This window comes from Pseudoxanthomonas sangjuensis (assembly GCF_010211755.1).
GTDB classification, from domain to species: Bacteria; Pseudomonadota; Gammaproteobacteria; order Xanthomonadales; family Xanthomonadaceae; genus Pseudoxanthomonas_A; species Pseudoxanthomonas_A sangjuensis.
In genome coordinates this window covers 45,345-71,700 of sequence record NZ_PDWR01000005.1, presented here as the reverse complement: position 1 = coordinate 71,700, position 26,356 = coordinate 45,345, and the positions used below count along the sequence as shown (strand labels likewise).

The following is a 26,356-nucleotide window of genomic DNA, read 5'->3' as shown; positions in this document are numbered from 1 at the left end:
GTCCCGGCCCGGATCCCGTGCCGAAGCCGAGTCGCGCCCGGGCCGTGCGGTTTGACGTCTGCGCCGGACCAGGCGACGCAAGGCGTCGCCGATCGGTGCGGTTCTCCCCGCGGAAGGCGGCGTCCGGTGTCGCCGGCGATACGCAGCCGTACCCGCTCGACGCGCCTGCCGGACTTACGCCGCCTGTGCCACCCGCAGCGGATCGTTCCACTGCTTCAGCAGCGCCGCTTCGCGCGCCCTGGCCTTCTCCAGGTGCGCTTCCTTGACGTGACCGTAGCCGCGGATGTGCTCGGGGATGCTGGCGATCTCGACGGCGAGGCCGAGGTTGCCGGCGTCGAGCTTCGCCAGCAATTCACGTGCGGTGCGTTCGTAGTCGGCGACCAGCTGGCGCTCGGCCTTGCGTTCCGCGGTGTGGCCGAACGGGTCGAACGCGCTGCCGCGCAGGAACTTCAGCTTCGCCAGCAGGCCGAACGCGGTGAGCACCCATGGCCCGTATTCCCGTTTCCGCAGCCGGCCGTGCGCGTCCTTCTTCGCCAGCAGCGGCGGGGCGAGGTGGAAGCGCAGCCTGTAGTCGCCTTCGAACTGCTGCGCCAGTTGCTGGCGGAAGCCGCTGGCGGCATACAGCCGCGCCACTTCGTATTCGTCCTTGTACGCCATCAGCTTGAAGAAGTTGCGCGCCACCGCTTCGGTCAGCGCGGTCGAGCCCGGCGCCTTCAGGTTCTCGGCGGCGCGCGCCGCCGTGACGAGGTCTTCGTAGCGCTTCGCGTAGGCGGCGTTCTGGTAATCGGCCAGGAACGCGACGCGGCGCGCGATCAGCTCGTCGAGCGAGCGCGACAGGCGCGCGTCGTCCAGCGGCGGGAAGGCGACGTTGCCGGCGCCGCCGTCGGGCAGGCCGCGCAGCTCCGATTCGTCGGCCGGGTCGCGCGGCGCGGAGTTGGCGCCCCACTCGGTGCCTTCCCACTGCCTGGGCGGCAGCGGCAGCAGGTTGCGCGGCGTGCGCTCGCTTTCGGTTTGCGCGTTGTGGACCACGCCGGCGGCCTCGAGCACCGCTTGCGGGTCGATGGCCATCAGGCGGCCCCAGGCGAACGCGGTCTTGTTCATGTCCACCGCGGCGCCGTTGAGGTCGATCGCGCGCATCAGCGCGTCGAACGACACCGGCACCCAGCCCTGCTGCCAGGCGTAGCCGAGCATGAACAGGTTGGTCGCGATCGCGTCGCCGAGCAGTGCGGTCGCCAACTGCGTGGCGTCCAGCAGCACCGGATCGCGCCCGCCCAGCGCCAGCTTCACCCCGGCGACGATTTCGGCGGCCGGGAACTGCATGTCCGGGTGCGTGGTGAAGGTGCCCGGCATCGCTTCGTAGGTGTTCAGCACCACGTTGCTGCGTTCGCCGCGCACCTTCGACAGCGCCCAGTAGTCGTTGACCACGACCATGTCGCAGCCCAGCACCAGGTCGGCCTCGCCGGCGGCGATGCGCACCGCGTGGATGTCTTCCGGCGCGCGCGCGATGCGGATGTGGGTGGTCACCGCGCCGCCCTTCTGCGCCAGCCCGGTCTGGTCGAGCACGGTCGCACCCTTGCCTTCCAGGTGGCCGGCCATGCCCAGCAGCGCGCCGATGGTGACCACGCCGGTGCCGCCGACGCCGGTGATCAGGATGTTCCAGGGCTGCGCCAGGTCGCTGCGGAACTGCGGCGCGGGCAGGTTGTCCAGCTTCGCCGCCGCGTTCGACTTCCTGCCCTTGCGCAACTGGCCGCCGTGCACGGTGACGAAGCTGGGGCAGAAGCCCTCGACGCAGCTGAAGTCCTTGTTGCAGTTGCTCTGGTCGATCTCGCGCTTGCGCCCGAACTCGGTTTCCTTCGGCAGCACCGATACGCAGAAGCTCTTCACCCCGCAGTCGCCGCAGCCTTCGCAGACCAGCGAGTTGATCACCACGCGCTTGTTCGGGTCGACCATCTTGCCGCGCTTGCGCCGGCGGCGCTTTTCCGTCGCGCAGACCTGGTCGTAGATCAGGATCGACACGCCCTTGGTCCCGCGCAGCCGCTTCTGCACGTCGTCGAGCTGGCGGCGGTCGAAGAACTCCACGCCGGCCGGGAAGATCGACTTGTCGCTCCACTTGCCGCTCTCGTCGCTGACCACGACGATCGTCTCGACGCCCTCGGCGCGCACCTGGTGGGCGATGTCGGGCACGTTGAGCTGGCCGTCGACCGGCTGGCCGCCGGTCATCGCCACCGCGTCGTTGTACAGGATCTTGTAGGTGATGTTGACGCCGGCGGCGATCGACTGGCGGATCGCCAGCGAACCGCTGTGGAAATAGGTGCCGTCGCCGAGGTTCTGGAAGACGTGCTCGGTCGCGGTGAACGGCGCCTGCCCGGACCAGGTCACGCCTTCGCCGCCCATGTGGGTGAAGGTATCGGTGCGCCGGTCCATCCAGGTGACCATGTAGTGGCAGCCGATGCCGCCGAGCGCGCGGCTGCCTTCCGGGACCTTGGTCGAGGTGTTGTGCGGGCAGCCCGAGCAGTAGTGCGGCACGCGCGGGAAGCTGGCGCGCGGCAGCGCCATCTCCGCTTCCTTCTCTTCCATCCAGCGCAGCCGCTGTTCGATGGATTCGGTGTTGAAGAAGCGCTGGATGCGCTTGCCGATCACGCCGGCGATCGTCGCCGGGGTCAGCTCGCCGGTCGACGGCAGGATCCACTCGCCGGCCTCGTCGAACTTGCCGACGATGCTCGGGCGCGGGCCCCAGTCCGCCGGCCAGTTGTAGAACTGTTCCTTCATCTGCTGCTCGATGAAGGCCTTCTTCTCCTCGACGACGACGATGTCCTCGAGGCCGCGCGCGAACGCGGCGATGCCGACCGGCTCCAGCGGCCAGGTCATGCCGACCTTGTACACGCGGATGCCGATGTCGGCGCAGGCCTGCGCGTCGAGGCCGAGGTATTCGAGCGCCTGCAGCACGTCTAGGTAGCTCTTGCCGGTGGTGACGATGCCCAGCCGCGCGCGCGGCGAGTCCAGCACCACCCGGTCGATGCCGTTGGCCCGCGCGAAGGCCTGCGCGGCCTTGACCGCGTAGCGGTGCAGGCGCATCTCCTGGTCGAGCGGCGGGTTCGGCCAGCGGATGTTCAGGCCGCCTTCCGGCATCTCGAAGTCCTGCGGCAGCACGATCTGCCGCGCGAACGGGTTCACGTCGACCGAGGCCGACGATTCCACCGTCTCGGCGATGGTCTTGAAGCCGATCCAGCGCCCGGTGTAGCGGCTCATCGCCCAGCCGACCAGGCCCAGGTCGAGGATGTCCTGCACGCCGGCCGGGTTCAGCACCGGCATCATCGCGCTGACGAATTCGTCTTCGCTGCCGTGCGGCAGCGTCGAGCTGCGGCAGGCGTGGTCGTCGGCGGCCATCGCCAGCACGCCGCCGTGCCTGGACGTGCCGGCGGCGTTGCCGTGCTTGAACACGTCGCCGCAGCGGTCGACGCCGGGGCCCTTGCCGTACCACATCGCGTACACGCCATCGACCTTCGCGCCGGGGAACAGGTTGGTCTGCTGCGTGCCCCAGACCATGGTCGCGCCGAGGTCCTCGTTGAGGCCGGGCTGGAAGCGCACCTTCGCCGCCTCCAGGTGCTTCTTCGCGCGCCACAGCTCCAGGTCGAAGCCGCCCAGCGGCGAGCCGCGGTAGCCGCTGATGAAGCCGGCGGTGTTGAGCCCCGCCGCCGCATCGCGCAACTGCTGCATCAGCGGTAGCCGCACCAGCGCCTGCACGCCGCTCAGGTAGATGCGGCCGTCGGTGCGGGTGTACTTGTGCTCCAGCGTGTAATCGCGGTCGAGCGCGCCGATCTGCGGCGTGTTGGCGGACGAAGGCGAAGTCAGTTCGGCGGTGCTGGTCATGGCTGGCCCGGGGGATGGCTGGCGCGTATGCGCGGGATGCAACGGCCGGTAATTGTAACCGTGCGTCGCACACCGACCCATCGGACGCCGCCGGGAAGCCCTCTCCTTGGCTTTCCAGTGGCGCCGGGACCGGCGTTCGACCCGCGGCCGCTCGGGCGCGTACGCGCTCGATCCGCGGGCGCGCCGTCCTCGTTCGGCGTTGCCTTAGACTGGCCGGATTCGCGCCCCCCACGCCGCCCGTCGATGGCTTTCGATGCTTTCGCCCTGATCCTCGCCATGCTCGCGCTGGGCATGTTGTTCGCGCGACTGCGCCTGCTGCCGCCGACGTCGGCCGAGGCATTGAACCTGGTCGTGCTGTACGTCTGCCTGCCGGCGGCGGTGCTGATCTACGTGCCGCGCCTGCGCATCGACCCTTCGCTGCTCGGGCTGGTCGCCACGCCGTGGCTGCTGGTGGCGGCGACGGTGGCGCTGGTCGTGGCGTGCGCCCGGTGGTCCGGCTTCCGCCGCGACGAGCGCGCGGCGCTGCTGCTGTGCGTGGGCCTGGGCAACACCGGCTTCATCGGCTACCCGATGGTGCACGCGCTGCTCGGCGAACGCGCGCTGCCGTACGCGGTGGTGTACGACCAGCTGGGCACCTTCGTGCTGCTGTCGAGCTTCGGCCTGTACGTGGTGGCGAAGTACGGCGGCGACGCGCCGCCGACCGCGCAACAGATCGGGTTGCGGATGCTGAAGTTCCCGCCGCTGTGGGCGCTGCTGTTCGGGCTGACGCTGATGCCGGCGCAACCGCCGGCGTGGGTCGCGTCGATGCTGCAGAAGCTGTCCGACGCGCTGCTGCCGCTGGTGATGCTGGCGGTGGGTCTGTCGATCAGGCTGCGCCTGCCGCGCGACGAAGTGAAGCCGCTGGCGGCCGGCCTGCTGCTGAAACTGGTGGCGCTGCCGGCGCTGGCGCTGGGCCTGTCGCTGGCGTTCGGCATGCGCGGGCAGATGCTGCAGGCGAACGTGCTGGAATCGGCGATGCCGCCGATGATCAGCGCCGCCGCACTGGCGATCGCCCACCACCTCGCCTCGCGCCTGGCCGCCGCGCTGGTCGGCTACGGCATCCTGCTGTCGCTGGCCACCCTGCCGGCGTGGATGTGGCTGCTGCGCGGGCTTGTCTAGCACCGATCCCGGAACCGGGAACCGTTCGCGCCGAGCGTGGTTCCGCGAAGTCGGAACGCCTGGATTCCAGGCCATGCCGTCGTTCGACTCCGCGCCTCCGGTGCCACGCCCCGGGGCGAACGGGATTTGGCCGGGGTTCTATTCCTTCGCCGGCGGCAGCCACACCTCGACCATGCCCGGATTGGGCTTGTACGACGACGGCAGCGGCCTGACCACGACCCTGGAGCTGCGCATCACGCCGCCGGTCGCGGCGCGGATCGCCTTGATGCAGGGCTCGGAGACGCCGCCGTGGTTGACCAGGGCCGGCGTCGTCCACACGAAGGGCGCCGCCTTGCTGGTGCGGTTGGCCGCACGCACCACGTTCTCGACCGGTTGCGGCTCGATGCCCAGTCGCGCCTGCAAGCGGTAGGCGAGCACGTCGGCGGGCTTGCGGCTGGCTTCGTCGTAGATGTGGATGTAGACGCGCGGCCGGATGCCGTCGACGGCGTCGCAGGCCATCGCTTCCACTGGCGGCAGGGAAACCTGCGGCGCGGCTGCCGGTTCCTGCGGGGCCGGCGCTGCGGGCGCGGGCGCGGCCGTCGGCATGGCCGCCGATGGGGCTGGCGGTGGCGCCGTTGCCGGTTCCGATGCCGGCGCACCGGTTGGCGCCGCTGCATCGGCTGCCGGCGTGGCCGCGGCCACGGCCGTGTCGACGGCCGTGTCGAGGGGCCGGTCGAGGAACCAGTAGTCGTAGCGGACCGGTGGTGCCAGCGCCATTTCCTCGTGCAGGTCGAAGCAATGCCGGCTTTCGGCGGGGTCGGCGTCGACCGGCAGCGCGGCGCAGGCGTCGTTGACCAGCTTGCGCAGGTATTCGAAGCGGCCGTCGTCGCGGCTTTCCGAGAGTTTGGCGAACGGCCGGAAATCCTCCACGCGCAGCTTGCGCAGCTTGTCGCGTTCGCCGATCTGCGCGGCGAGTTCGCCGTAGCGTGCATCGTATTCCTTCTGTTCGAGCAGGCGCGTTTCGCGGAACTGCTCGAAGCCCTGCCACAGCGCCAGGATCAGGCTCAGCGAGATGCCGGCGCCGAGCGAGGCCTGCACCGTCAGCCCGACCCGGCTGCGGCGGCTCTCCTTGGGTTCCGGCGCTTCGCTGCCGGCCTGCGCCGCGGCGAGACTGGACGAAGTGAACGGCTTTTCGTCGACGATCGACAGCGCGGACTCCAGTGCGTGCCGGTCGATGCGGCGGCCGAGCGTCAGCCCGAGCTGGTGGTAGGCCTCCCATTGCGCTTCGTCGAAGAACTGGTCGCCGGTGGTCTGCTGCGGGAAATCCGGGTTGCGGTCGGCGTAGGCGACGATGTCGAACGGCATCCGGTCCAGCCGCCGCGGCTTGACCAGGAGCAGGGCGCCATGCGATCCGTCGGCGTAGCGGATGCGCCCGAGCACCAGCCAGCGCGTACCCGCCTCCGGGGTGATGCTCTCCGGCGTCCCCAGCTGGCACTTGAACGCGTTCGGCGCTTCCTCCTGCACCCGCTGCGGTTCGACGAACTCGATGCTCGCGTCGTAGTCGATCTTGGCCTTGCGCACCAGCGACTCGAGGTCGGCGAACAGGTACTTCGGGTCGGCGCCGCAATCGGCGGCGACGATCAGCCGCGGCTTGCGCTTGAGCAGCGCGTAGATGCCGGTGTTGTCGTAATGGCCGCCGTCGGAAACGTACCAGACCGGGCCGAACGGGCCCGGGAAGCGGGCGATGGATTCGGCGACGATGGCCAGCGGCTTCGGCATCTGCGCGACGAGCCACGCGCGCAGCCATCCCGGCGGGTTGCGCTGCGGGCAACGCGGCGGCGCCAGCGAGCGGATCCAGTAGCCCAGGCGCACGCCGGTCATGAACAGCAGGGTGGCGAAGCCCGGCGAGGTGCGCGAACCCATGCCGGTGCTGGTCGCGGCGCCGGAGATCGCGATCCAGCGCGACAGCTTGCCCGGCGATTGCGCGAACCCGCCGGGCGCGGCGAAGTGCGCGCCGATCTCCGCGCCCAGCGCGCTGACCGTCAGCGCCACGCCCTTGCGGTCGGCGTTGTAGATGCCGGTGCGGTCGTCCACCGACTGGTTGATGCAGCAGTTGACCAGATGGATCGGCCCGCCGTGGCGGTGCGGCTGGTACGCCGTCAGGTCGACGTCGTCGCCGGCGATCGTCTCCATCAACGGCGCCACCCGCATCGTCCGCGCCTCGCTGGCTTCGGCCAGCGCCGAATCCGGGAAGCGCGCGGCATCCGTCCCGGCGTTGCCGGACGAGACGTAGGCGCGTTCGATGCGGGCGCGGTAGAAGTTGTGCAGCGACGCCAGGTTCAGCAACTCGAAGCTGCGGCAGGTGAAAAACGTGTACAGCAGGCAGGTGCCGACCACGGTCGCCCAGTTCACGGCCGGGGAGAACGTCCAGACCGGCCCCGGCGGCAGCGGCGTGTCCCAGCGCGTCCATGCGAACAGGAACATGTTGAAGGCGGTGGTCCAGAACACCAGGGTGGCGATGGCGATCAGCAGGCCGAACACGTTCAGCAGCTTCTCGACGTTGAGGTTCGGCTTCTTGGTCGCCGCCAGCCGCTTCTGGATCTCGGGCACGACGAAACGCCCGGCGACCAGCAGCAGGCCGATCAGCGCGGTCCGGCCCAGCGGCAGCGGCCCCGGGCCCTGCCACAGCAGGAGCCGGGTCAGCCACCAGCTGGTGGCGTCGAGCAGCGCGATGGCGACGACCACCGCCATCGTCCACATCGCGTAGGCCTGGCGCTTGGTCCGCTTCAGCCGCACTTCGCCGACCGGCGTCTTGCGCAGCCAGTCGATCCACGACGCCACCCATGCGGTGGCCGGCGCCAGCAGCAGGAAACCGGCCAGGAACGAGGCCACGGTCCGGGCCGGATGGAACTGCTCCGCCGCCTGCATGCCCGTGTCGAGCGCGGCGCTGCCGTTCTCGAACAGTTGCAGCGCCGCGGCCATCGACAGGAACGCCGCCGCCACGATCAGCAGCACGCTGCGCACGCTGTGCGACTCGCGGGTGTACCAGTAGGCGATCACCTGGTGCACGAACGCGAACAGCGGCAGCGGCAACAGCCACCACCAGGCCGAGTCGGTCAGCTGCGCGAAATCCTGGCTCCACCACGAAGCCAGCGACGGCTGCGGCGGCGCCGCGTAGACCAGCACGTGCGGCAGCAGCACGACCCCGGCCAGCAACAGCAGCAGGATGCCGATCTCCAGGTTGGTGGCGATGACCCCGCGCACGATCGACGCGGTGGCGAAACTCAGGTCCTTGGCGCCGGCGGGGGTGAGGTAGCGGCCGTTGTTGCGCAGCCACCACAGCCACATCGAGCGGTCGCTGGCGACGCCGCCTTCCACTTCCGCCGCGCCGGCGCGTTCGCCGCTGCCGTTGGCCGCGCCGTACAGGCGGCCGAGGCTGGCGCCGATGTACCCGCCGCCGGAAACCGTCGAAAGGTAGTCGAATTCGCGCAGCATGTTGTTCTTGGCCAGCCCGCGGATCAGGCCCAGGCAGAACGTCGCGCTGCGGATGCCGCCGCCGGACAAGGCCAGCGCCCAGCTGCCGCGATCGTCCGCGTCGATGCCGGCGGCGGCGCGGCGCGGCTTGACCACGTTCTCGAATTCGTCGGCCAGCGCCGCCGCGACGGGGTCCGGCGGTCGCTGGTCGGGATTGCGGTCGCTGGCGGTTCCCATGCGAGCACTCCTGCTTCATGCCGGCGGCTTGCCGGGGGAAGGGGAAATCCAGGAGTCGCCGCCGCGCGCGGGCAGGCAGGGCCAGTCCGTCGCCGTGCGGAAAGCCCCCGAGCGGCCGCGAACGCGCGGCCAACCTTTCGCTGTACGCCTAGGTTAACGCAATGCCGCCGGAGGGGCGGTCAATCGGATCGCATCCACGCCGGATGGAATCGCGCCTGCGGGCGGGATGACGCGAACTTGCGAATCCCGGCATCGGGAAGCGACGATAGGCGAACGAAGCGCCGGCATTGGTGGCCGCACGGTTCGACGCACGGAAAAGGGATGCGGTTGCGCGTCCGGGGAACCCATGGAGACGATGCCGGCATGAATGCGATCAAGATTGGCGCTGTCCTGTTTCTGGTCATGGCGCTGACCGCTTTCTGGAAGTCCTGCGGATCCGGCATCGGGATCGGCAAGGCAATGGATCGGCTGGGCGGGGCGGTCGGAAACGGGACCGGCCCGGACAGGGCCAGCCCGAACGGATTCGTCGCCATCCCCATGCCGGACGGAATGTCGCCGAGCGGAATCGTGATCTTCGCGCCGAAGAATTGCCCCTCCGATGCCGCGCAACGCGCCCGCAGCCTGGCCGGCTATCTTTCCGACCACCGCATCGGCTACGCCAACGCCGATTCGGCCAACTACAGCAATCTCTCGTCGCAGGAAGAAGCGACGAAAGTGATGTCGGTGATGAACGGCCCGATCCCGGTGGTCTACGTCAACGGCAGGGCCAAGGCGAACCCGACGCCGGAAGAAGTCGTGGCCGAGTTCCGCAAGTCCAACCCGGAGTAAGGCAGGGCGCGGCGTGGCCGTGCCGAAGGGACGGCGCGATCAATCCGCCGGCACCGTGCGCTCGCGCGCCCATTCGCGCAGCGCTTCGACCTGTTCGGCCATCAGCACCGACAGCGGCCGCGTATTGCGGATTTCCTGCATCAGCAGTTCGGTATCGAGCGCGCGGCTCTCGGCGTAGGCGGCGTACAGGCTCGAGACGACGGCCTGCTCGATTTCCGCGCCCGAGAAGCCGTTGCTGGCCGCGGCCAACGCGGGCAGGTTGAAGCCCCGCGGATCGATCTGCCGGCGCGTCAGGTGCAGGCGCAACAGTTCGACGCGCGCGTCCGGCGTCGGCAGGTCGACGAAGAAGATCTCGTCGAAGCGGCCCTTGCGCAGCAGTTCCGCCGGCAACTCGTGCACCTGGTTGGCGGTGGCGACGATGAAGACGCTGCTCTTGCGCTCGGCCATCCAGGTCAGCAGGTAGCCGAGCACGCGCCGCGATACGCCGCCGTCCTCGCCGCCGCTGGCCAGGCCCTTCTCGATCTCGTCGATCCACAGCACGCACGGCGCCAGCTGTTCGGTCGAGGCCAGCGCCTCGCGCAGGTTCTTCTCGGTCTCGCCGTGGTACTTGTCGTACAGCGAACCGAAATCCAGGCGCAGCAGCGGCACGCCGAAGCCCGCCGCGGTGGCCTTGGCCAGCATCGACTTGCCGCAGCCCTGCACGCCGAGCAGCAGCACGCCCTTGGGCGGGTCGAGGCCGGGCGGGGCGCTGCCGGAAACGAACACGATGCGGCGCTGCTCGATCCAGCGCTTCAGCCGCGCGGCGCCGGCGACGTCGGCGAACCGCGCCGTGTCGTACTCGTAATGCAGGTGGCCGCTGCGGTTGAGCAGTTCGAACTTCAGCTTCGCCAGCTGCGGCAGGTCGTTCGGGCCCAGCGCGCCGTCGGCATGGATCAGCTGGCGGGCGATGCGCCGCGCGTCGACCAGGCTCAGGCCCTGCAGGTTGCGCAGGATCTGCCGCACCGCGGCGTCGTCGATTTCGACCCGGCGGCCGCCGTGCTCGCGCGCGTACTCGACCACTTCCTCCTGCAGCATCTTCTTCAGCGCGTTGGCGTCGGGCAGGCGCGGGTTGAAGCGCACCGCCAGCGCCTCGAGCTCGGCCGGCAGCTCGACCTTGGCGCCGACCAGCACCAGCACGTGCGGCTGGCTGTGGCGGCGCTGGACGATGTCGCGCAGCAGGCGCTGGTGGCTGGCGTAGCCCAGGTAGGGGTGGAAATCGAGCAGCAGGTAGATGCCGCGCTGCTCGGCCTGCTTGATCGCCTGCAGGGCGAAACTGGCGTCGGGCGGGCCCTCGGCCTCGTCCTCGCGGTCGATGTCGATGCGGCGCAGGCCCTCGGTGATCGACCAGCGGTACAGCGCGCGCCAGACCTGCGCCAGCGCCTGCCGGAACAGCTCGACCACGCGGCCTTCATCCTGGGTCTCGACCACGATCAGTGGCGTGTTGGCGCGGATCAGCGCGGACAGGTCCAGCAGTTCGCTCATGGTTTCCCCGGGGTCGCAGGGCGGCAACTATATCCGGCGCGGTCGGGCCACGGCGTGTCGCGCGTGCAGGATTTCCCCCTCTTCCTTTGCGGGAAAGGGAGGGCGCGCGCAGCGCGAAGGGGGCGGGTTCGGCCTTTCCATGGCCGTGGAACAGCCGCAAAGGCGAAAGGCCGGCCCGCTTCGCGCCCTTCCTCCCGCCCCTCGGGCGCCCTCCCCCGCGAAGGGAGAGGAACAAGGTTCCACGCCCCCCCACCCCGGTGTACCCTGCGCCTTCCCCGGTGAAGAGGTGAGCGCATGAAGACGATTCTGGTCGCCAGCTCCAAGGGCGGTGCGGGCAAGACGACGCTGGCCACCAACCTGGCCGCGCATTTCGCGCTGGACGGCAAGCGCACGGTGCTGGTCGATGCGGACCCGCAGGGTTCCTCGATGCACTGGGCGCAGCGCCGCGCCGAGCTGGAAAGCGCGGTGCTGCCGATCGACGGCAGCAAGAAGCGCGGCTGGCACGACGCGGTGCCGAAGGACGCCGAACGCATCGTGATCGACGCCCCGGCCGGTGCGATGGCCGACGACCTGGACACGTTCATCGAACATGCCGACGCGATCGTCGTGCCGGTCATTCCCTCCGGCATCGACATCGAGGCCACCGTGGCCTTCCTGAACACGCTGGCCAAGGTGCCGCGGGTGCACAAGCGCAAGCTGCCGGTCGGGCTGGTGATCAACCGCAGCAAGCCGTGGACCAATGCGTCGCAGCAGGCCGTGGAAATGCTGCAGGGCTGGCCGTATCCGCTGCTGGCGCAGTTGCGCGACACCCAGGCCTACGTGGTGCTGGCCGGGCTCGGGCGCAGCCTGTTCGACTACAAGTCAGCGCAGGTGCGCGACCATCAGGCCGACTGGGATCCGCTGCTGAAGTGGATCAGGAAGGCCTGAGCCGCGACACAAATCGAACAGGGGGTGGTGCTGCCATGCGTCAACTGATCCTGCTGCGCCACGCGCACGCCGAACCCGCCCGGCCGGGACAGGCCGACGCCGACCGCCCGTTGTCGCCGACCGGCCTGGCCGAGGCCGAGGCCGCCGGGCGCTGGCTGGCCGAGAACGGCCTGCGCCCCGACCGCGTGCTGTGCTCGCCGTCGCGGCGCACGCGCGAAACGCTGGAGGCGGTGCTGGAGAAGATCGGCTACGTCGAGCAGCGCATGACCGACGACATCTACGAAGCCACGCCCGGCACGCTGGCCGGCCTCGCCGACGCCAACCGCGACGCCGTGCGCCTGCTGATGGTCGGGCACAACCCCGGTTTCGAGCAGCTCGCCGCGCTGATGTACAGCGGACAGTCCGGCGACTACCGCGGCATGCCGCCGGGCGGCATCGCGGTGCTGTCGCTGCCGGCCGACGCGGCGATCGAACCGGGGGTGGCCCTGCTGTCCGCCTTCTGGTGGCCGTGACCGGCGCGATTCCGCGCAGGACGCGTGCGCGCCGCCGGGGTTGGCTGGCGCTGGCCTGCGCCATGCTGGCGTGCGGCGCGGCCAGGGCCGGCGCCGGCAACCTCGAATTCGACCCGGCGCATTCGCGCTTCGGCTTCGAGTTGCGCACGCGCTGGGGGCAGAAGCTGGAAGGCCGCTTTCCGCACTACGACGGCCATGTAGTCGAACTGCCCGACGGCCGCCACCAGGTGCGCCTGCGCTTCTTCACCGCCGACGTCGAGATCGCCGGCCACCCGCGCTATACCGAATGGACGCGCGGGCCGCGCTTCTTCGACGCGGAGAAATACCCGACGGTGAGCTTCGTCTCCGAACCCTACGATCCGGCCCTGCTCGCACAAGGCGGCAAGCTGGCCGGCAAGCTCGCGATCCGCGGCATCCAGCGGCCGAAGTCGCTGGACGTCGAGGCGGCGGCGTGCGCGCGCCCGGCGCTGGACTGCGACGTGGTCGCCACCGGCGCGGTCAGCCGCGCCGACTACGACATGGACAACTGGCAACTGGCGGTCAACGACCGCGTGGTGTTCGTGCTGCGCGCGCGGCTGCGCGAAAATACCGCGCCATGACCGGATTGTTCCGTTTCACGCTGCCCATGTTCGGGTTGCTCGCGTTCGCCCTGCTCGGCAGCGGCTGCGCCACCCTGTCCGACGCGCAGCGCGACCACGCCGCCGCGATCGCCGCGCAGGCGCGTTCGCAGGTGGTCGACTGCAGCGCCGCCGATGCCTGCGCCGAGCCGTCGCCGTTGCGCGACCTCGGCGCGCGCGCCGCCGCCGAATCGACGCCGCAGGCGCCGCACCACTATGCGCTGATCCTGGACCAGGGCGGCGACGCGCTGCTGGCGCGGATCAACCTGATCCGCAGCGCGCGCCGCGCCATCGACCTGCAGACCTACATCTTCGACCACGACGACAGCGGCCGGCTGGTGCTCGACGAACTGCTCGCCGCGGCGCGGCGCGGGGTACGGGTGCGGGTGCTGATCGACCAGCTGTCGGCGATCGGCGACCCGCAACTGGTGGCCGCGCTGGCCGGCGCCCACGAAAACTTCGCGCTGCGCATCTACAACCCGACCTTCGGCAAGGTCAAGCTCAATTACCTCGACTACGCCGCCAGCGTGCTCTGCTGCTTCCGCCGCTTCAACCAGCGCATGCACACCAAGCTGCTGGTGGTCGACGACGCGGTCGGCATCACCGGCGGGCGCAACTATCAGGACGACTACTACGACTGGGACGCGGAGTTCGACTTCCGCGACCGCGACGTGCTGGTCGCCGGGCCGGTGGCGCTGGCGATGGCCGACAGCTTCGAGGCGTTCTGGAACGCCGACCGCAGCATCCCGGCCGAGCGGCTCAACGACGTCGGCCGCACGCTGCTGCGCGACGGCGTGCCGGCGCTGCCGGCGGCGGATTTCCTGCACCCCGAGCGGGTCGAGGAAATGCGCGCCGCCGCCGCCGATGCCGGCATCGTCGAAGAGCGCCTGGTCGCCCCCGCGCTGCCGGTGGGCGCGGTCGACTACATCGCCGACCTGCCGCAGAAGCACCGCCGCCGGGATCGCGACGAGGAAGCGCGGTCGGCGTCGGAACTGGAGACGCTGATCGCCGGCGCGCAGCACGAGGTGCTGCTGCAGACCCCGTACCTGATCATGTCCGACCGCGCCCGCGAGGTGTTCGGCGAACTGCACCGGCGCGCGTCGCCGCCGCGGGTGACGGTGTCGACCAACAGCCTCGCCTCGACCGACAACCCGATCGTCTACGCGGTTTCGCACAAGTACAAGCGCAGGTACCTGCGCGAGCTCGGCTTCCATATCCACGAACTCAAACCGTTCCCGGAAGACGCGCCGATCGACTATGCCGGGCTGATGGCGGCGATCGAAGACGAGCACGTCCCGCACGCGGACCCCGGCCTGATCCTCGGCTCCGGTTCCGGCAGCGGCGTCGATGCGGCGAACCGCGTCGACCGCCCGCTGCGCCGCGCCGAGTCGCGCCCGTCGTTCCTCAGTTCCGGCTCGTCGACCCGGCCGCTGCCGCTGAAGCGCGCCGGCCTGCGCATCGGCCTGCACGCCAAGTCGATGGTCATCGACGACCGCATCGCGGTGATCGGCACGCACAACTTCGACCCGCGCTCGGACCGCTACAACACCGAGAGCGTGGTCATCATCGACGACGCGGCCTTCGCCGCGCGCCTGGCGGGCAGCATCGAGCGCGACATCGCGCCGGCGAACTCGTGGACCATCGCGCCGCGGCAGCGGTTGCCGCTGGTGTCGGGGCTGAACTACAGCCTCGACAAGATCTCCTCGGCGCTGCCGGTGTTCGACCTGTGGCCGTGGCGCTACGCGACCAGCTACGAATTCGTGCCCGGCCCCGACTGCCCGCGACCGCTGCCGAGCAACGACCCGAAATTCCTCCACTGCTACAAGTCGGTCGGCGATTTCCCCGAGGTCAGCGTCGGTCCGAAATCGCTGTTCGCGCGCATCCTGATGGCGTTCGGCGCGGGACTGGTGCCGATCCTGTAGGCGCGTGCAGGGCCCGCGCCCGCGCGTCCGCGGGTCGGGTATCGCATTCCTCGAATGATGGAGTCTCCGGATGGCCTTCCTGCAACCCGCCGACATCGCCGCACTCAACGCCCTCGCCCGCGGCACCGCGGTGGAGAACCTGGGCATCGTCGTCACCGACGCCGGCGCCGACTGGTTGCGCGCGACGATGCCGGTCGACGCGCGCACCAGACAACCCTACGGCCTGCTGCATGGCGGCGCTTCGGTGCTGCTGGCCGAAACCCTCGGCAGCATGGCCGGCGGCTTGTGCGTGGATCCGGCGAAGGCGATGGTGGTCGGGCTGGAGATCAACGCCAACCACCTGCGCGCGGTGCGCGAGGGCACGGTCACCGGCACCGCGAAGGCGGTGCACGTCGGCCGCAGCACCCAGGTGTGGGAAATCCGCATCGAGAACGAAGCCGGCAAGCCGGTGTGCCTGTCGCGCCTGACCCTGGCGGTGGTGTCGCTGCGGCCGGGTTGAGGAGCCTTCCGGACCGGCGCCGGGCCGGCGCAAACGCCGCGGCATCGCCGGCGCGCGGAGCCATCGGTCCCCCGGGAACGTCGCCGGGGACGGAGACGCGGATCGCGGCGATCCGCGTGCGGAACATGGCGCGCCCGGAGGGATTCGAACCCCCGACCAATGGCTTCGGAAGCCACTACTCTATCCGGCTGAGCTACGGGCGCACGGAACGTGGACGCGCATTCTAGCCGAATTCACGGCATGCCCGCCTCAGCGGATGTCCAGCGGCGCGAAACCCTTCACCAGTTCGTCGATCGCCTTGATCTGCGCCAGGAACGGTTCCAGCCTGTCCAGCGGCAACGCGCTGGGGCCGTCGCAGCGGGCGTGGTCGGGGTCGGGATGCGCTTCGAGGAACAGCCCGGCCAGTCCGAGCGCCATGCCGGCGCGGGCCAGCTCCGCGACCTGGCGGCGGCGGCCGCCGCTGGCCTCGCTGCCGGATTCGCGGCGCTGCAGGCTGTGGGTCACGTCGAAGATCGCGGGCAGGCCGCCGGTGGATTCGATCATCTCGCGGAAGCCGAGCATGTCGACGACGAGGTTGTCGTAGCCGAACTGGCTGCCGCGTTCGCACAGGACGATGCGTTCGTTGCCGGCCTCGCGTATCTTGCCGGTGACGTGCTGCATCTGCGTCGGGCTCATGAACTGCGGCTTCTTGATGTTGACCGCGCGCCCGGTCCGCGCGATCGCCACCACCAGGTCGGTCTGCCGCGCGAGGAACGCCGGGATCTGCAGCACGTCGACCACTTCGGCGACCGGCGCGGCCTGTTCGACCTCGTGCACGTCGGTGATCACCGGGACGCCGAGCCGCTGCTTCACTTCCTCGAAGATGCGCAGGCCTTCGTGCAGGCCGACGCCGCGATAGGACTTGATCGACGAGCGGTTGGCCTTGTCGAACGAGGCCTTGAACACGTACGGGATGCCGAGTTTCGCCGTCACCCCGGCGAAGTGCTCGGCGGCGCGCAGGGTCGAGTCCAGGTCTTCCAGCACGTTGAGGCCGCCGAACAGGACGAACGGCGCGTCGTTGGCGACCTTGACGCTGTCGGTGATCGAAACGGTGACGGACATGGGTGTTCCTGGTTGGATCGGCGGGCCGGGCCTTGGGTTGCCTATGATGCCGTCGCCGGCCGCAACAATCACGCGACAGGCACGGGCTGGTAACCTTCGCGCATGGGATACGAACGTTTCGAGACGCCTGCCGTCCCGCCGGGGCGGGCCAAGCGCGCGCAGTTGTGGAAGCTGATGCGCGGCGACCGGCCGATCGGCGTGCTGCTGCTGCTGTGGCCGACCTGGTGGGCGCTGTGGATCGCGGCGCAGGGCGTGCCGCCGCTGTGGACGCTGTTCGTGTTCAGCGCCGGCGTGTGGCTGACCCGCTCGGCCGGTTGCGTGATCAACGACTACGCCGACCGCTGGCTCGATCCGCAGGTCGAGCGCACCAGGGACCGGCCGCTGGCCACCGGCGCGGTGTCGGGGCGCGAGGCGCTGGGGCTGTTCGCGGGGCTGATGCTGGTCGCGTTCGCGCTGGTGCTGACGATGAACCGGCTGACGGTGCTGCTGAGCTTCGCCGGCCTGTTCCTCGCCGCGACCTATCCGTACCTGAAGCGCTACACCTATTTGCCGCAGGTGTACCTGGGCATGGCCTTCGGCTGGGGCATCCCGATGGCGTTCGCCGCGGTGCAGGGCTCGGTGCCGGCGCTGGCGTGGCTGCTGTACGGCGCGAACATCCTGTGGGCGACCGCCTACGACACCTGGTACGCGATGGTCGACCGCGACGACGACATCCGCGCCGGCTCGAAGTCGACCGCGATCCTGTTCGGCGACATGGACCTGGTCGCGCAGGGCATCCTGTATGCGCTGACGCTGGGCACGCTGGCGCTGGTCGGGCATCGCGCCGGCCTCGGCACGTACTACTGGATCGGGCTGGGCGCGGCGGCGCTGCTGGTCGCGTACGAATTCGCCATTGCGCGGGATCGCGAACGCGCGGCCTGCTTCAGGGCGTTCCTGCACAACAACTGGGTGGGGATGGCGGTGTTCGCGGGGATAGCGCTCGGCTATGCGCTGAGGAAGTAATCGCGGATTCGACAAAACGGGGAGAGTGGAGATGAGCGCCGAATCGACCGCAGCCACCGAGGGCGTGCTGGCGCGCGTGGCGCTGCGCTGCGCGGCCTGGGCCGAGAGATGGTTCCCCGACGCCTACGTCTTCGCCGTGCTCGGCGTGGTCATCGTCGCGCTGGCGGCGCTGGCGTTCGGCGCCACCCCGAAGGCGGCCGCGACGGCGTTCGGCGAAGGCTTCTGGAGCCTGATCCCGTTCACCATGCAGATGGCCTTCGTCGTCATCGGCGGCTACGCGGTGGCGACCGCGCCGGTGGTGTCGCGCTTCATCGACCTGCTCGCGCGCGTGCCGAACGGCGGGCGCGGCGCGGTGGTCTACGTCGGCCTGGTCAGCATGCTGGCCTCGCTGCTGAGCTGGGGCTTCTCGCTAGTGTTCGGCGGCCTGCTGGTGCGCGCGCTGGCGCGGCGCGAGGAACTGCGCATGGACTACCGCGCCGCCGGCGCCGCGGCCTACCTCGGCCTCGGCGCGGTGTGGGCGATGGGCCTGAGCTCGTCGGCGGCACAGTTGCAGGCCAACCCGGCGAGCATGCCGCCGGGCCTGGTCGAGATCACCGGGGTGCTGCCGTTCACCGAGACCATCTTCCTGTGGCAGTCGATCGCGCTGACCGCGATCCTGATCGCGGTGTCGCTGCTGGTCGCGTGGCTGACCGCGCCGGGCGGCCGCGCGGCGCGCACCGCGCGGGATTTCGGCGAGGCGGCGACGAAGGCCGAGGCGCCGGCGCTGCCGCCGCGGGCGCGCCCGGGCGAGTGGCTCGAATACAGCCCGTTGCTGACCGTGCTGCTGTCGCTGCTGGCGTTCGGCTGGCTGTTCGGCGAATTCGCCGGCAAGCCGGTGGTGGCCGCGATCGCCAACCTCAATACCTACAACTTCCTGTTCCTCTCGCTCGGCCTGCTGCTGCACTGGCGCCCGCGCAGCTTCCTCGACGCGGTCGCGAAGGCGGTGCCCGGCACCACCGGCGTGCTGATCCAGTTCCCGTTGTACGGCGGCATCGCCGCGCTGCTGACCAAGGCGGCGGGGCATGGCGGCGAGACGCTGGCGCACCGGCTGTCGGAAGTGTTCGTGCGGGTCGCCGATACCGACAGCTTCGCCCTGGTGATGGGGGCGTATTCGGCGATCCTCGGCTTCTTCGTGCCGTCGGGCGGCGGCAAATGGCTGATCGAGGCGCCGTACGTGATGCAGGCGGCGAACGAACTGCACGCGCACCTGGGCTGGGCGGTGCAGGTCTACAACGCCGCCGAGGCGCTGCCGAACCTGGTCAACCCGTTCTGGATGCTGCCGCTGCTGGGCGTGCTGGGACTGAAGGCGCGCGACATCGTCGGCTTCACCTTCGTCCAGCTGGTCGTGCATGTCCCGCTGGTGCTGGGCCTGCTGTGGCTGCTCGGCATGACCCTGGACTACGTGCCGCCGGTACTGCCGGCAGGCGGCTGAGATTCCAGCCGAAGCGCGCCTTCAGGCGAGAGGCGAGCCCGGGCGTTTCCTCAAGGCACCCGTGCGCAGACCCACGCGTCGACGCGCAGCACGCCGGCCTTGAGCAGCGCGCGTGCCGCGGCGCGCAGGGTCGCGCCGGTGGTCATCACGTCGTCGACCAGCGCCACGTGTTGCGGCATCGCCCGATTCGGCGGAACGGCGAAGGCGTTGCGCAGGTTGCGTTGCCGTGCGGCGGCGTCGAGCTCGGATTGCGGCGCGGTCGCACGCTGCCGCGACAGCAGGTCGGCGTGGAGCGGGATGCCGAGCGTGCGCGCCAGCGGCCTGGCCAGTTCCAGCGCCTGGTCGTAGCCGCGCCGGCGCAGGCGGCGACGGTGCAACGGCACCGGCACCAGCGCTTCGGGGCGCGGCGCGGCGACGAGGCCGTCGGCCATCAGTTCGGCCAGCAGGCGGCCGGCGGCGAGGTCGCGGTGGAACTTGAAGCGCGGCGCCAGCCGGTCCAGCGGGAAGCCGTAGACGAAGGCCGCGCGGGTTTCGGTCAGCGCCGGCGGCCGCTGCAGGCATTCGCCGCAGACGCCCGGTTCGGGCAGGGGCAGGGCGCAGCGCGTGCAGGCGCTGCGGTTCCACGGCAGGACCGTGGCGCAGGCGGCGCACAGGTCGCGGCCGTGCGCGCCGGCTTCGCCGCACAACAGGCAGCGCGGCGGCAACAGCCAGCGGCCGGCGCGGCGCCACCAGCCGTCGCCGCGGCGGCTGTCGACTTTCGGAGCGGAATCCAGGTTGACAGTGCCGGACATGCCGAACAGACTGCCGGCCCCGCATTGTCTTGTCTGTCAGGGAATTCCGAATGTCGGCCACGATCCGCCACGACTGGCGCCGCGAAGAACTGCTCGCCCTGTTCGAGCTGCCGTTCACCGAACTGCTGCATCGCGCCGCCAGCGTGCATCGCCAATACTTCGACCCGGCCGAGGTGCAGGTATCGACCCTGCTGTCGGTCAAGACCGGCGGCTGCCCCGAGGACTGCGCCTACTGCCCGCAGGCGCAGCGCTACCACACGGGGGTCGAGGCGCAGAAGCTGATGAGCACCGAGGCGGTGCTGGCGAAGGCGAAGCAGGCCCGGGCCGCGGGCGCGTCGCGCTTCTGCATGGGCGCGGCGTGGCGCAGCCCGAAGGACCGCGACATCCCGAAGGTCGCCGAGATGATCCGCGCGGTGAAGGCGCTCGGCCTCGAGACCTGCGCGACGCTCGGCATGCTCAGCGGCGAGCAGGCGCACGCGCTCAAGGCCGCGGGCCTGGACTACTACAACCACAACCTCGACACCGCGCCGGACTTCTACGGCGAGATCGTCCACACCCGCGAGTTCCAGGACCGCCTGGACACGCTGTCGCACGTGCGCGACGCGGGCATGAAGACCTGCTGCGGCGGCATCGTCGGCATGGGCGAGACGCGCGAGCAGCGCGCCGGCCTGCTGCAGGCGCTGGCCAACCTGCCGGCGCACCCGGACTCGGTGCCGATCAACCGGCTGGTGCAGGTCGCGGGCACGCCGCTGCACGGCACCGCCGAACTGGACCCCTTCGAATTTGTGCGCACCGTCGCAGTTGCGCGCATCGTCATGCCGCAGTCTATGGTCCGGCTGTCGGCCGGCCGCGAAGGCATGGGCGACGAACTGCAGGCGCTGTGCTTCGCCGCCGGCGCCAACTCGATCTTCTACGGGGAAAAGCTGCTGACCACCGGCAACCCGGACACCGAACGGGACATGGCCCTGTTCGCGCGGCTCGGTTTGCGGCCGATGCCCGTGGAAGTCGAGGCCGGCACCGTGCACGCGGACATCGTCGAGGTGCCGGCATGCGGGCAGGCGGCCTGAGGGAACGGGTTCCCGGCAATTGGTTCCTGGTTCTTCGGTGACGGCTTCCCTTTTTCTTTCCAACCACCAAGAACCGGCAACCAAGAACCCCGCGATGTCCCGTCCCGACTTCCACGAGCGCATCCGCCAGCAGCGCCAGCAACGCGCCGCGCAGAACCGCGTGCGCACGCGCCGCACCATCGAACGCCGCGACGGCGTGCGCGTCGAGGTCGACGGGCGCTGGCTGCTCGAGTTCTGCGGCAACGACTACCTGGGCCTGGCGCAGCAGTTCAACGTGGTCAACGCGCTGCAGAACACCGCCTCGCGCGACGGCGTCGGCGCCGGCGCCTCGCACCTGGTCAGCGGCCACCACACCGCGCACGAGGTGCTGGAACGCGAGATCGCCGACTGGCTCGGCTATCCGCGCGGCCTGCTGTTCGGCAGCGGCTTCCTCGCCAACCTCGCCGTGCAGCAGGCATTGCTGACCGAGGAAGACGACGTCTGCGTGCAGGACCGGCTCAACCACGCCAGCCTGATCGACGCTTCGCGCCTGGCCGGCTGCCGCCTGCGCCGCTATCCGCACGCCGATCCGGAAGGCGCGGTGCGGCAGCTGAAGCTCGCTCCCGGCGGCGCGGCGATGCTGGCCACCGACGGCGTGTTCAGCATGGACGGCGACGTCGCCCCGCTGCGCGCGCTGAGCCTGGCCGCGCGCATGTCCGAGGCGCTGCTGTACGTCGACGACGCGCACGGCGTCGGCGTGCGCGGTCCCGAGGGCCGCGGCAGCGTCGCCGAGGCGCGGCTCGGGCCGAAGGAAGTGCCGCTGCAGCTGGTCACGCTGGGCAAGGCATTGGGCGGCTACGGCGCGGTCGTGGTCGGCGACGAAGCGCTGGTCCGCCACCTCGCCGAGACCGCGCGTCCGTACATCTACACCACCGCCCTGCCACCGGCGGTGGCCGCCGCCGCGACCACCGCGGCGCGCTACGCCCGCCGCGAGCACTGGCGTCGCGAAAAGCTGCAGGGCCTGGTCGAGCGCTTCCGCGTGCAGGCCCGGCAGCGCGGGCTGGAACTGCTGCCTTCGGATTCGCCGATCCAGCCGGTGATGTGCGGCGACGAAGCCACCGCGCTGGCGATGTCGTCGGCGCTGGAAACCGCCGGCTACCTGGTCCCCGCGATCCGCCCGCCGACCGTGCCGGAAGGCAAGGCGCGGCTGCGCGTGACCCTGTCGGCGCTGCACGCCGCGGCCGAGGTCGACGCGCTGGTCGATGCGCTGGCGCGTTCGCGCGACGCGGTGTCGCGGGTGCGCGGCGCGGCCTGAGCATGCATCGCCGGTAAGATCCACGCGATGGACCTGCATATCGAAGTCGCGGGCAAGGGCCCGCCGCTGGTGTTGCTGCACGGCTGGGCGCTGCATGGCGGCGTGTTCGCGCCGCTGGTCGAGCGGCTCGCCGACCGCATCGAATTCCACCTCGTCGACCTGCCCGGCCACGGCTACAGCCGCGACGTGCCGCTGCCGCTGGTGCTCGACGCCTGCATCGACGAAATCGCCGCGCGCACGCCGCCGGCGGCCTGGCTGGGCTGGTCGCTGGGCGGCCTGTTCGCGTTGAAGGCGGCGGCGACCTGTCCGCAGGTGCGCGGCCTGGTGATGCTGGCGGCGACGCCGCGCTTCGTGGTCGGCGACGACTGGCCGCACGCGGTGGAGCGCAGCGTGTTCGCGCAGTTCGGCCACGATCTGCAGAACGACTACCGCGGCACGCTGGATCGCTTCCTCGCGCTCGACACGCTCGGTTCCGAACACGCGCGCGCCGAGCTGCGCAGCCTCAAGCAGACCCTGTTCGCGCGCGGCGAGCCGGCGCCGTCGGTCCTGCAGCAGGGCCTGCGCCTGCTCGAACGCAGCGACTTGCGGCAGCAGGCCGCTGCGCTCGCCATCCCGAACCTGTGGATCTCCGGGCGCCGCGACCGGCTGGTGCCGGCGGCCGGGGTCGCCGCCGCGGCGATGCTCGCGCCGGACGCCGAGCATCTCGACATCGCCGGCGGCGGCCACGCGCCGTTCATCGGGCACGCCGGGCTGGTCGCGGATAAAATCGCCGCTTTCGTTTCCGGTCTCGCAGGAGCGGCCTGAGCCGCGAACGCTTTTCCGCGACCCCTTATCGCGGCTCGCGCCGCTCCTGCGACGGCATTGCATGGCATCCCTGTTCGACCAACACCACATCCGCCACGCGTTCTCGCGCGCGGCCGCCGGTTACGACGCGGCCGCCGCGTTGCAACGCGAGGTCGGCGGGCGCCTGCTCGAATCGCTGGACTATCTTGCGCTGCGCCAGGGCGAGGAGGCGAAGCGCGAGCCGCAGGTCGTGCTCGACGTCGGTTGCGGCCCGGCACATGCGGCGGCGGCGATGAAGCAGCGCTGGCCGCGCGCGCAGGTGGTCGCGCTCGACCTGGCGATGCCGATGCTGGGGCAGGCGCGGAGGCAGGCGGGATGGTGGCAACGGGCCCGCAACCGGGATTTCGCCCGCATCAACGCCGATGCCCGCGCCTTGCCGTTCGCCGAAGCCAGCGTCGACGTGCTGTACAGCAACCTTTGCCTGCAATGGATCGAGGACCTGCCGGCGGTGTTCGCCGGCTTCCGCCGCGTGCTCAAGCCCGGCGGCATGCTGCTGTGCTCGACCTTCGGCCCGGAGACGCTGCAGGAACTGCGCGATGCGTTCGCCGCGGCCGACGAGCGCCCGCACGTCAGCCCGTTCGCGTCGATCGCGCAGTTCGGCGACGCGCTGGTGCACGCCGGCTTCCGCGACCCGGTGCTCGACCGCGACCGCTTCGGCCTCGGCTACGACGACCTGCCCGCGCTGATGCGCGAGCTGCGCGCGCTCGGCGCGACCAACGCGCTCAGTTCGCGCCGGCACACGCTGACCGGACGCGCGCGCTTCGCCGCCGCGGCCGCGGCCTACGAGCCGCTGCGCGACGCCGACGGCAAGCTGCCGGGCACCTGGGAAGTGATCTACGCCCACGCCTGGGCGCCGCCAGCCGGCGCGCCGATCCGCGAAGGCGGCCACGAGATCGCCGCGGTGCCGCTGAAGTCGATCCCGATCCGCCGCAAGGGCAGGAGCGAGGAGTGAGCGGAGAGGAGTGAGGAGTGAGCGGTACTTCCCGCTCTCGCTCACTCCTCTTCGCTCGTTTCTCAGCCCGATACCTGCGCGATCCAGTCCTGCAGGTTGTAGTAGTTCGTCACCCGCGCGATGCGTTCGTTGCGGATCTCGAAGAACGCGCCGCCCGGCAGCACGTACTTCTGCCCCGTCGCCGGCGGCAGGCCCTCGTCGCCTTGCAGGTATTCGCCGTGCACCACGTATTCGGTGGCGGCGCGGTCGCCGTCCAGCGAGGCCAGCACGACGATGTCGCGCAGCTGTTCGCGGTAGCAGGCGTCCATCCGCGCCAGGAACGCGGCGAAGGCCGCGCGCCCGGTCTCGCGCGGGCCCTGGTTGAGGTCGTGGACCACGGCGTCGTCGAGCAGCGCCAGCATGCCGTCGCGGTCGCCGCGGTTGAACGCGGCGTAGTACGCCAGCACCAGCTCGATGGCGCGGTCCTGCTTGCGGGTGCCGTCGATCTTCATGCCGTTCGGTGCGGGGGGGGCGGGAGCGCATCATAGCGCCGCCGCGCCGCGCACCGGAAGCGGCGCGGTCAGCGCGATTCCAGCACCAGGTCGCGGTGGAAGAAGTAGACCTCCTGCAGCAGGAAGCGCCAGCGCGTGGCGAAGCTGCGGAAGCGGCTGGTCGGCGTCGGCGAGCCGAGCGCCTCGATGCCCAGCTCGCGCGACAGGCGCAGCGCGCGCGCCATGTGCAGCGGATCGCTGACCACGATGGCGCGGCGCAGGTCGTTGACCCGCATCAGTTCGCGCGCCTGCTCCAGGTTCTCGCGGGTGGTGCGCGACGACGACTCGATCAGGATCGCTTCCGCCGGCACCGCGTGCTTCAGCGCGTAGCGCCGCGCCACCTGCGATTCGGAGAAGCGCGCGCCCACGCCGCCGTAGCCGCCGGTGAAGATCAGGCGCCCGGCCATGCCGCGCTTGTACAGGTCGATGCCATGGCGGATGCGCTCCTCGAACACCGGCGAAGGCCGTGCGTCGTAGGCGGCGGCGCCGAGCACGATGATCACGTCGGCCGGCGCGGCCTCGTCGCGCTGGCCGACGTGGACGATCCATGCGGCGACGCCGGCCAGCCACAGCAGCAGCAACAGCAACAGTTTCCAGGCCCAGCTCCACCAGCCGCGCCGGCGTCGCGCGTTCATGCCGCGCTCCACGGCAGTGCGTCGAGGTCGACGTTGCCGCCCGACAGCACCAGGCCGACGCGCTTGCCGGCGAAGCGTTCGCGCTGCTTGAGGACCGCGGCCAGCACCGTTGCCGACGACGGTTCGATGGTCTGCTTGGCGATCCGCCAGAACAGGCGCATCGCGGCGACGGTTTCGGCGTCGTCGACCACGACGACCTCGACCGCGTGCCGGCGCAGCAGGGCGAAGTTCGGCTCGCCCAGCGTGCCGCGCAGGCCGTCGCAGACCGTGTCGGGGACGAAGTCGATGCGGCGCTCGCCGGCGGCCAGCGAGCGCGCGGCATCGGCCGCGCCTTCCGGCTCGGCGCCGAACACCTTGCAGCCCGGCGCCAGCGCCGCGGTCGCGATCGCGCTGCCGCCGAGCAGGCCGCCGCCGCCGACCGGCGCCAGCAGCGCGTCGAGCGGGCCGGTTTCGCGCAGCAATTCCAGCGCCGCGGTGCCCTGGCCGGCGATCACCCGCGGATCGGCGTACGGGTGCACCAGTTCCGCGCCGGTCTCGCGCTGCACTTCGGCGCACACGGCCTCGCGCGCGGCGATCGTCGGCGCGCAGCGGTGCAGCACCGCACCGTAGCGGCGGATCGATTCCAGCTTGGCTTCGACCGCGCCTTCCGGCACCACCACGTGGCAGGCGATGCCGCGGGTCTTCGCCGCAAGCGCCAGCGCCGCGCCATGGTTGCCGGACGAATGCGTGACGACGCCGCACCGGGCGCGATCGAGGTCGAGCGACCACACCGCGTTGCAGGCGCCGCGGAACTTGAACGCGCCGCCGCGCTGCAGGTGCTCGGCCTTGAAATGCAGCTCGCAGCCGGCCAGTTCGTCCAGCGCGCGCGAACGCAGGACCGGGGTGGCGCGGGCGTGCGGAGCGATGCGTGCGGCGGCGGCGAGGACGTCCTCGAATGCGGGCAGGGAAGGCGATGCCGCCGGCGTCTCGTCGGAAGGGTTCATGCGCAAAAGGGTAACGGCATGGAAGCGGTTACGCGAAGCGGGCGGCTGAACGGCGTGCCGGGCGCCGCGTCGCGGCCGGGCGGATTAAGCGCGGATTCAATGCCCGGGCCGGAATCTGCCGGCATCCGCAATCGCGCGGATGC

General features: G+C 70.8%; 21 protein-coding genes and 1 tRNA gene. 13 read left to right on the top strand and 9 right to left on the bottom strand.

The annotated features are described in order from the left end of the window. Positions 1-174: 174 nt before the first annotated feature. Positions 175-3,870, bottom strand: coding sequence for an indolepyruvate ferredoxin oxidoreductase family protein (locus CSC71_RS03920; RefSeq protein WP_162373040.1), 3,696 nt, complete (start codon positions 3,868-3,870; stop codon positions 175-177). Between the two features lie 243 nt (positions 3,871-4,113). On the opposite strand from CSC71_RS03920, the gene CSC71_RS03915 reads away from it, so the two are divergent. Then, positions 4,114-5,028 (top strand): AEC family transporter, encoded by a 915-nt coding sequence (locus tag CSC71_RS03915; RefSeq protein WP_162373039.1) that lies wholly within the window; start codon positions 4,114-4,116, stop codon positions 5,026-5,028. A gap of 138 nt (positions 5,029-5,166) precedes the next feature. Here the strand turns inward: CSC71_RS03915 and CSC71_RS15445 are convergent, their stop codons facing one another. Beyond that, entirely contained in the window at positions 5,167-8,718 is a 3,552-nt protein-coding gene (locus CSC71_RS15445; RefSeq protein ID WP_162373038.1) for a patatin-like phospholipase domain-containing protein, read from the bottom strand. Positions 8,719-9,081: 363 nt separating this feature from the next. On the opposite strand from CSC71_RS15445, the gene CSC71_RS03905 reads away from it, so the two are divergent. After that, positions 9,082-9,546, top strand: coding sequence for a hypothetical protein (locus CSC71_RS03905; RefSeq protein ID WP_162373037.1), 465 nt, complete (start codon positions 9,082-9,084; stop codon positions 9,544-9,546). 39 nt (positions 9,547-9,585) lie between these two features. On the opposite strand, the gene CSC71_RS03900 is transcribed toward CSC71_RS03905, so the two are convergent. Beyond that, positions 9,586-11,067, bottom strand: coding sequence for an AAA family ATPase (locus CSC71_RS03900; protein WP_162373036.1), 1,482 nt, complete (start codon positions 11,065-11,067; stop codon positions 9,586-9,588). 294 nt (positions 11,068-11,361) lie between these two features. On the opposite strand from CSC71_RS03900, the gene CSC71_RS03895 reads away from it, so the two are divergent. The 5 genes from CSC71_RS03895 to CSC71_RS03875 all read left to right on the top strand — a co-directional run bounded on the left by CSC71_RS03895 (position 11,362) and on the right by CSC71_RS03875 (position 15,544). Continuing rightward, positions 11,362-11,994, top strand: coding sequence for a ParA family protein (locus CSC71_RS03895; RefSeq protein ID WP_162373035.1), 633 nt, complete (start codon positions 11,362-11,364; stop codon positions 11,992-11,994). A gap of 35 nt (positions 11,995-12,029) precedes the next feature. Continuing rightward, positions 12,030-12,506 carry a SixA phosphatase family protein gene (locus CSC71_RS03890; protein ID WP_162373034.1) on the top strand — a complete coding sequence of 159 codons (477 nt, stop codon included), beginning with the start codon at positions 12,030-12,032 and terminating at the stop codon, positions 12,504-12,506. Continuing rightward, on the top strand, positions 12,503-13,105 hold the full coding sequence (locus CSC71_RS03885) for a YceI family protein (RefSeq protein WP_246191952.1): 603 nt from the start codon (positions 12,503-12,505) through the stop codon (positions 13,103-13,105). Before CSC71_RS03890 ends, CSC71_RS03885 begins: the two co-directional genes overlap by 4 nt. Then, positions 13,102-15,045: a phospholipase D family protein gene (locus tag CSC71_RS03880; RefSeq protein WP_246191950.1), complete on the top strand. Its 1,944-nt coding sequence runs from the start codon at positions 13,102-13,104 to the stop codon at positions 15,043-15,045. Before CSC71_RS03885 ends, CSC71_RS03880 begins: the two co-directional genes overlap by 4 nt. Positions 15,046-15,115: 70 nt before the next feature. Then, on the top strand, positions 15,116-15,544 hold the full coding sequence (locus tag CSC71_RS03875; RefSeq protein ID WP_162373033.1) for a hotdog fold thioesterase: 429 nt from the start codon (positions 15,116-15,118) through the stop codon (positions 15,542-15,544). Between the two features lie 126 nt (positions 15,545-15,670). On the opposite strand, the gene CSC71_RS03870 is transcribed toward CSC71_RS03875, so the two are convergent. Both CSC71_RS03870 and kdsA read right to left on the bottom strand, forming a co-directional pair. Beyond that, positions 15,671-15,747, bottom strand: a tRNA-Arg gene (locus tag CSC71_RS03870). 46 nt (positions 15,748-15,793) lie between these two features. Further along, on the bottom strand, positions 15,794-16,645 hold the full coding sequence (kdsA, locus tag CSC71_RS03865) for a 3-deoxy-8-phosphooctulonate synthase (protein WP_162373032.1): 852 nt from the start codon (positions 16,643-16,645) through the stop codon (positions 15,794-15,796). 102 nt (positions 16,646-16,747) lie between these two features. Between kdsA and ubiA the strand changes: the two genes are divergently transcribed. Both ubiA and CSC71_RS03855 read left to right on the top strand, forming a co-directional pair. Further along, positions 16,748-17,647: a 4-hydroxybenzoate octaprenyltransferase gene (gene ubiA, locus CSC71_RS03860; RefSeq protein WP_162373031.1), complete on the top strand. Its 900-nt coding sequence runs from the start codon at positions 16,748-16,750 to the stop codon at positions 17,645-17,647. Positions 17,648-17,678: 31 nt separating this feature from the next. Then, complete coding sequence (locus CSC71_RS03855; protein ID WP_211367844.1) at positions 17,679-19,118, top strand: short-chain fatty acid transporter; 1,440 nt, start codon at positions 17,679-17,681, stop codon at positions 19,116-19,118. A 50-nt stretch (positions 19,119-19,168) separates the two neighbouring features. Here CSC71_RS03855 and CSC71_RS03850 read toward each other — a convergent pair whose 3' ends face one another. Beyond that, a complete protein-coding gene (locus CSC71_RS03850; RefSeq protein ID WP_162373030.1) occupies positions 19,169-19,909 on the bottom strand; it encodes a ComF family protein in 741 nt (246 codons plus the stop codon). A 50-nt stretch (positions 19,910-19,959) separates the two neighbouring features. On the opposite strand from CSC71_RS03850, the gene bioB reads away from it, so the two are divergent. The 4 genes from bioB (at position 19,960) to bioC (ending at position 24,065) form a co-directional block, all read left to right on the top strand. Beyond that, positions 19,960-20,976, top strand: coding sequence for a biotin synthase BioB (gene bioB, locus CSC71_RS03845; protein WP_162373029.1), 1,017 nt, complete (start codon positions 19,960-19,962; stop codon positions 20,974-20,976). Between the two features lie 94 nt (positions 20,977-21,070). Next, positions 21,071-22,270, top strand: a complete 1,200-nt coding sequence (gene bioF / locus CSC71_RS03840; RefSeq protein WP_162373028.1) for an 8-amino-7-oxononanoate synthase — start codon at positions 21,071-21,073, stop codon at positions 22,268-22,270. A gap of 33 nt (positions 22,271-22,303) precedes the next feature. Then, positions 22,304-23,074, top strand: coding sequence for a pimeloyl-ACP methyl ester esterase BioH (gene bioH / locus CSC71_RS03835; protein ID WP_162373108.1), 771 nt, complete (start codon positions 22,304-22,306; stop codon positions 23,072-23,074). A 61-nt stretch (positions 23,075-23,135) separates the two neighbouring features. Beyond that, on the top strand, positions 23,136-24,065 hold the full coding sequence (gene bioC, locus CSC71_RS03830; RefSeq protein ID WP_162373027.1) for a malonyl-ACP O-methyltransferase BioC: 930 nt from the start codon (positions 23,136-23,138) through the stop codon (positions 24,063-24,065). 62 nt (positions 24,066-24,127) lie between these two features. Here the strand turns inward: bioC and CSC71_RS03825 are convergent, their stop codons facing one another. The 3 genes from CSC71_RS03825 to CSC71_RS03815 form a co-directional block, all read right to left on the bottom strand. Beyond that, entirely contained in the window at positions 24,128-24,556 is a 429-nt protein-coding gene (locus tag CSC71_RS03825; RefSeq protein ID WP_162373026.1) for a ketosteroid isomerase-related protein, read from the bottom strand. Between the two features lie 68 nt (positions 24,557-24,624). Beyond that, positions 24,625-25,242: a YdcF family protein gene (locus CSC71_RS03820; RefSeq protein ID WP_162373025.1), complete on the bottom strand. Its 618-nt coding sequence runs from the start codon at positions 25,240-25,242 to the stop codon at positions 24,625-24,627. Beyond that, positions 25,227-26,213, bottom strand: coding sequence for a pyridoxal-phosphate dependent enzyme (locus tag CSC71_RS03815; protein ID WP_162373024.1), 987 nt, complete (start codon positions 26,211-26,213; stop codon positions 25,227-25,229). Before CSC71_RS03815 ends, CSC71_RS03820 begins: the two co-directional genes overlap by 16 nt. Positions 26,214-26,356 lie beyond the last annotated feature (143 nt).

Bases quoted from the DNA above. Each gene is read 5' to 3' on its own strand.
- bioF (WP_162373028.1), top strand. From the start codon at position 21,071: ATGTCCCGTCCCGACTTCCACGAGCGCATCCGCCAGCAGCGCCAGCAA.
- CSC71_RS03920 (WP_162373040.1), bottom strand. From the start codon at position 3,870: ATGACCAGCACCGCCGAACTGACTTCGCCTTCGTCCGCCAACACGCCG.
- CSC71_RS03900 (WP_162373036.1), bottom strand. From the start codon at position 11,067: ATGAGCGAACTGCTGGACCTGTCCGCGCTGATCCGCGCCAACACGCCA.
- kdsA (WP_162373032.1), bottom strand. From the start codon at position 16,645: ATGTCCGTCACCGTTTCGATCACCGACAGCGTCAAGGTCGCCAACGAC.
- CSC71_RS15445 (WP_162373038.1), bottom strand. From the start codon at position 8,718: ATGGGAACCGCCAGCGACCGCAATCCCGACCAGCGACCGCCGGACCCC.
- bioB (WP_162373029.1), top strand. From the start codon at position 19,960: ATGTCGGCCACGATCCGCCACGACTGGCGCCGCGAAGAACTGCTCGCC.
- CSC71_RS03880 (WP_246191950.1), top strand. From the start codon at position 13,102: ATGACCGGATTGTTCCGTTTCACGCTGCCCATGTTCGGGTTGCTCGCG.
- CSC71_RS03915 (WP_162373039.1), top strand. From the start codon at position 4,114: ATGGCTTTCGATGCTTTCGCCCTGATCCTCGCCATGCTCGCGCTGGGC.
- bioC (WP_162373027.1), top strand. From the start codon at position 23,136: ATGGCATCCCTGTTCGACCAACACCACATCCGCCACGCGTTCTCGCGC.
- CSC71_RS03855 (WP_211367844.1), top strand. From the start codon at position 17,679: ATGAGCGCCGAATCGACCGCAGCCACCGAGGGCGTGCTGGCGCGCGTG.
- CSC71_RS03890 (WP_162373034.1), top strand. From the start codon at position 12,030: ATGCGTCAACTGATCCTGCTGCGCCACGCGCACGCCGAACCCGCCCGG.
- CSC71_RS03905 (WP_162373037.1), top strand. From the start codon at position 9,082: ATGAATGCGATCAAGATTGGCGCTGTCCTGTTTCTGGTCATGGCGCTG.
- CSC71_RS03825 (WP_162373026.1), bottom strand. From the start codon at position 24,556: ATGAAGATCGACGGCACCCGCAAGCAGGACCGCGCCATCGAGCTGGTG.
- CSC71_RS03895 (WP_162373035.1), top strand. From the start codon at position 11,362: ATGAAGACGATTCTGGTCGCCAGCTCCAAGGGCGGTGCGGGCAAGACG.
- CSC71_RS03875 (WP_162373033.1), top strand. From the start codon at position 15,116: ATGGCCTTCCTGCAACCCGCCGACATCGCCGCACTCAACGCCCTCGCC.
- CSC71_RS03850 (WP_162373030.1), bottom strand. From the start codon at position 19,909: ATGTCCGGCACTGTCAACCTGGATTCCGCTCCGAAAGTCGACAGCCGC.
- CSC71_RS03815 (WP_162373024.1), bottom strand. From the start codon at position 26,213: ATGAACCCTTCCGACGAGACGCCGGCGGCATCGCCTTCCCTGCCCGCA.
- ubiA (WP_162373031.1), top strand. From the start codon at position 16,748: ATGGGATACGAACGTTTCGAGACGCCTGCCGTCCCGCCGGGGCGGGCC.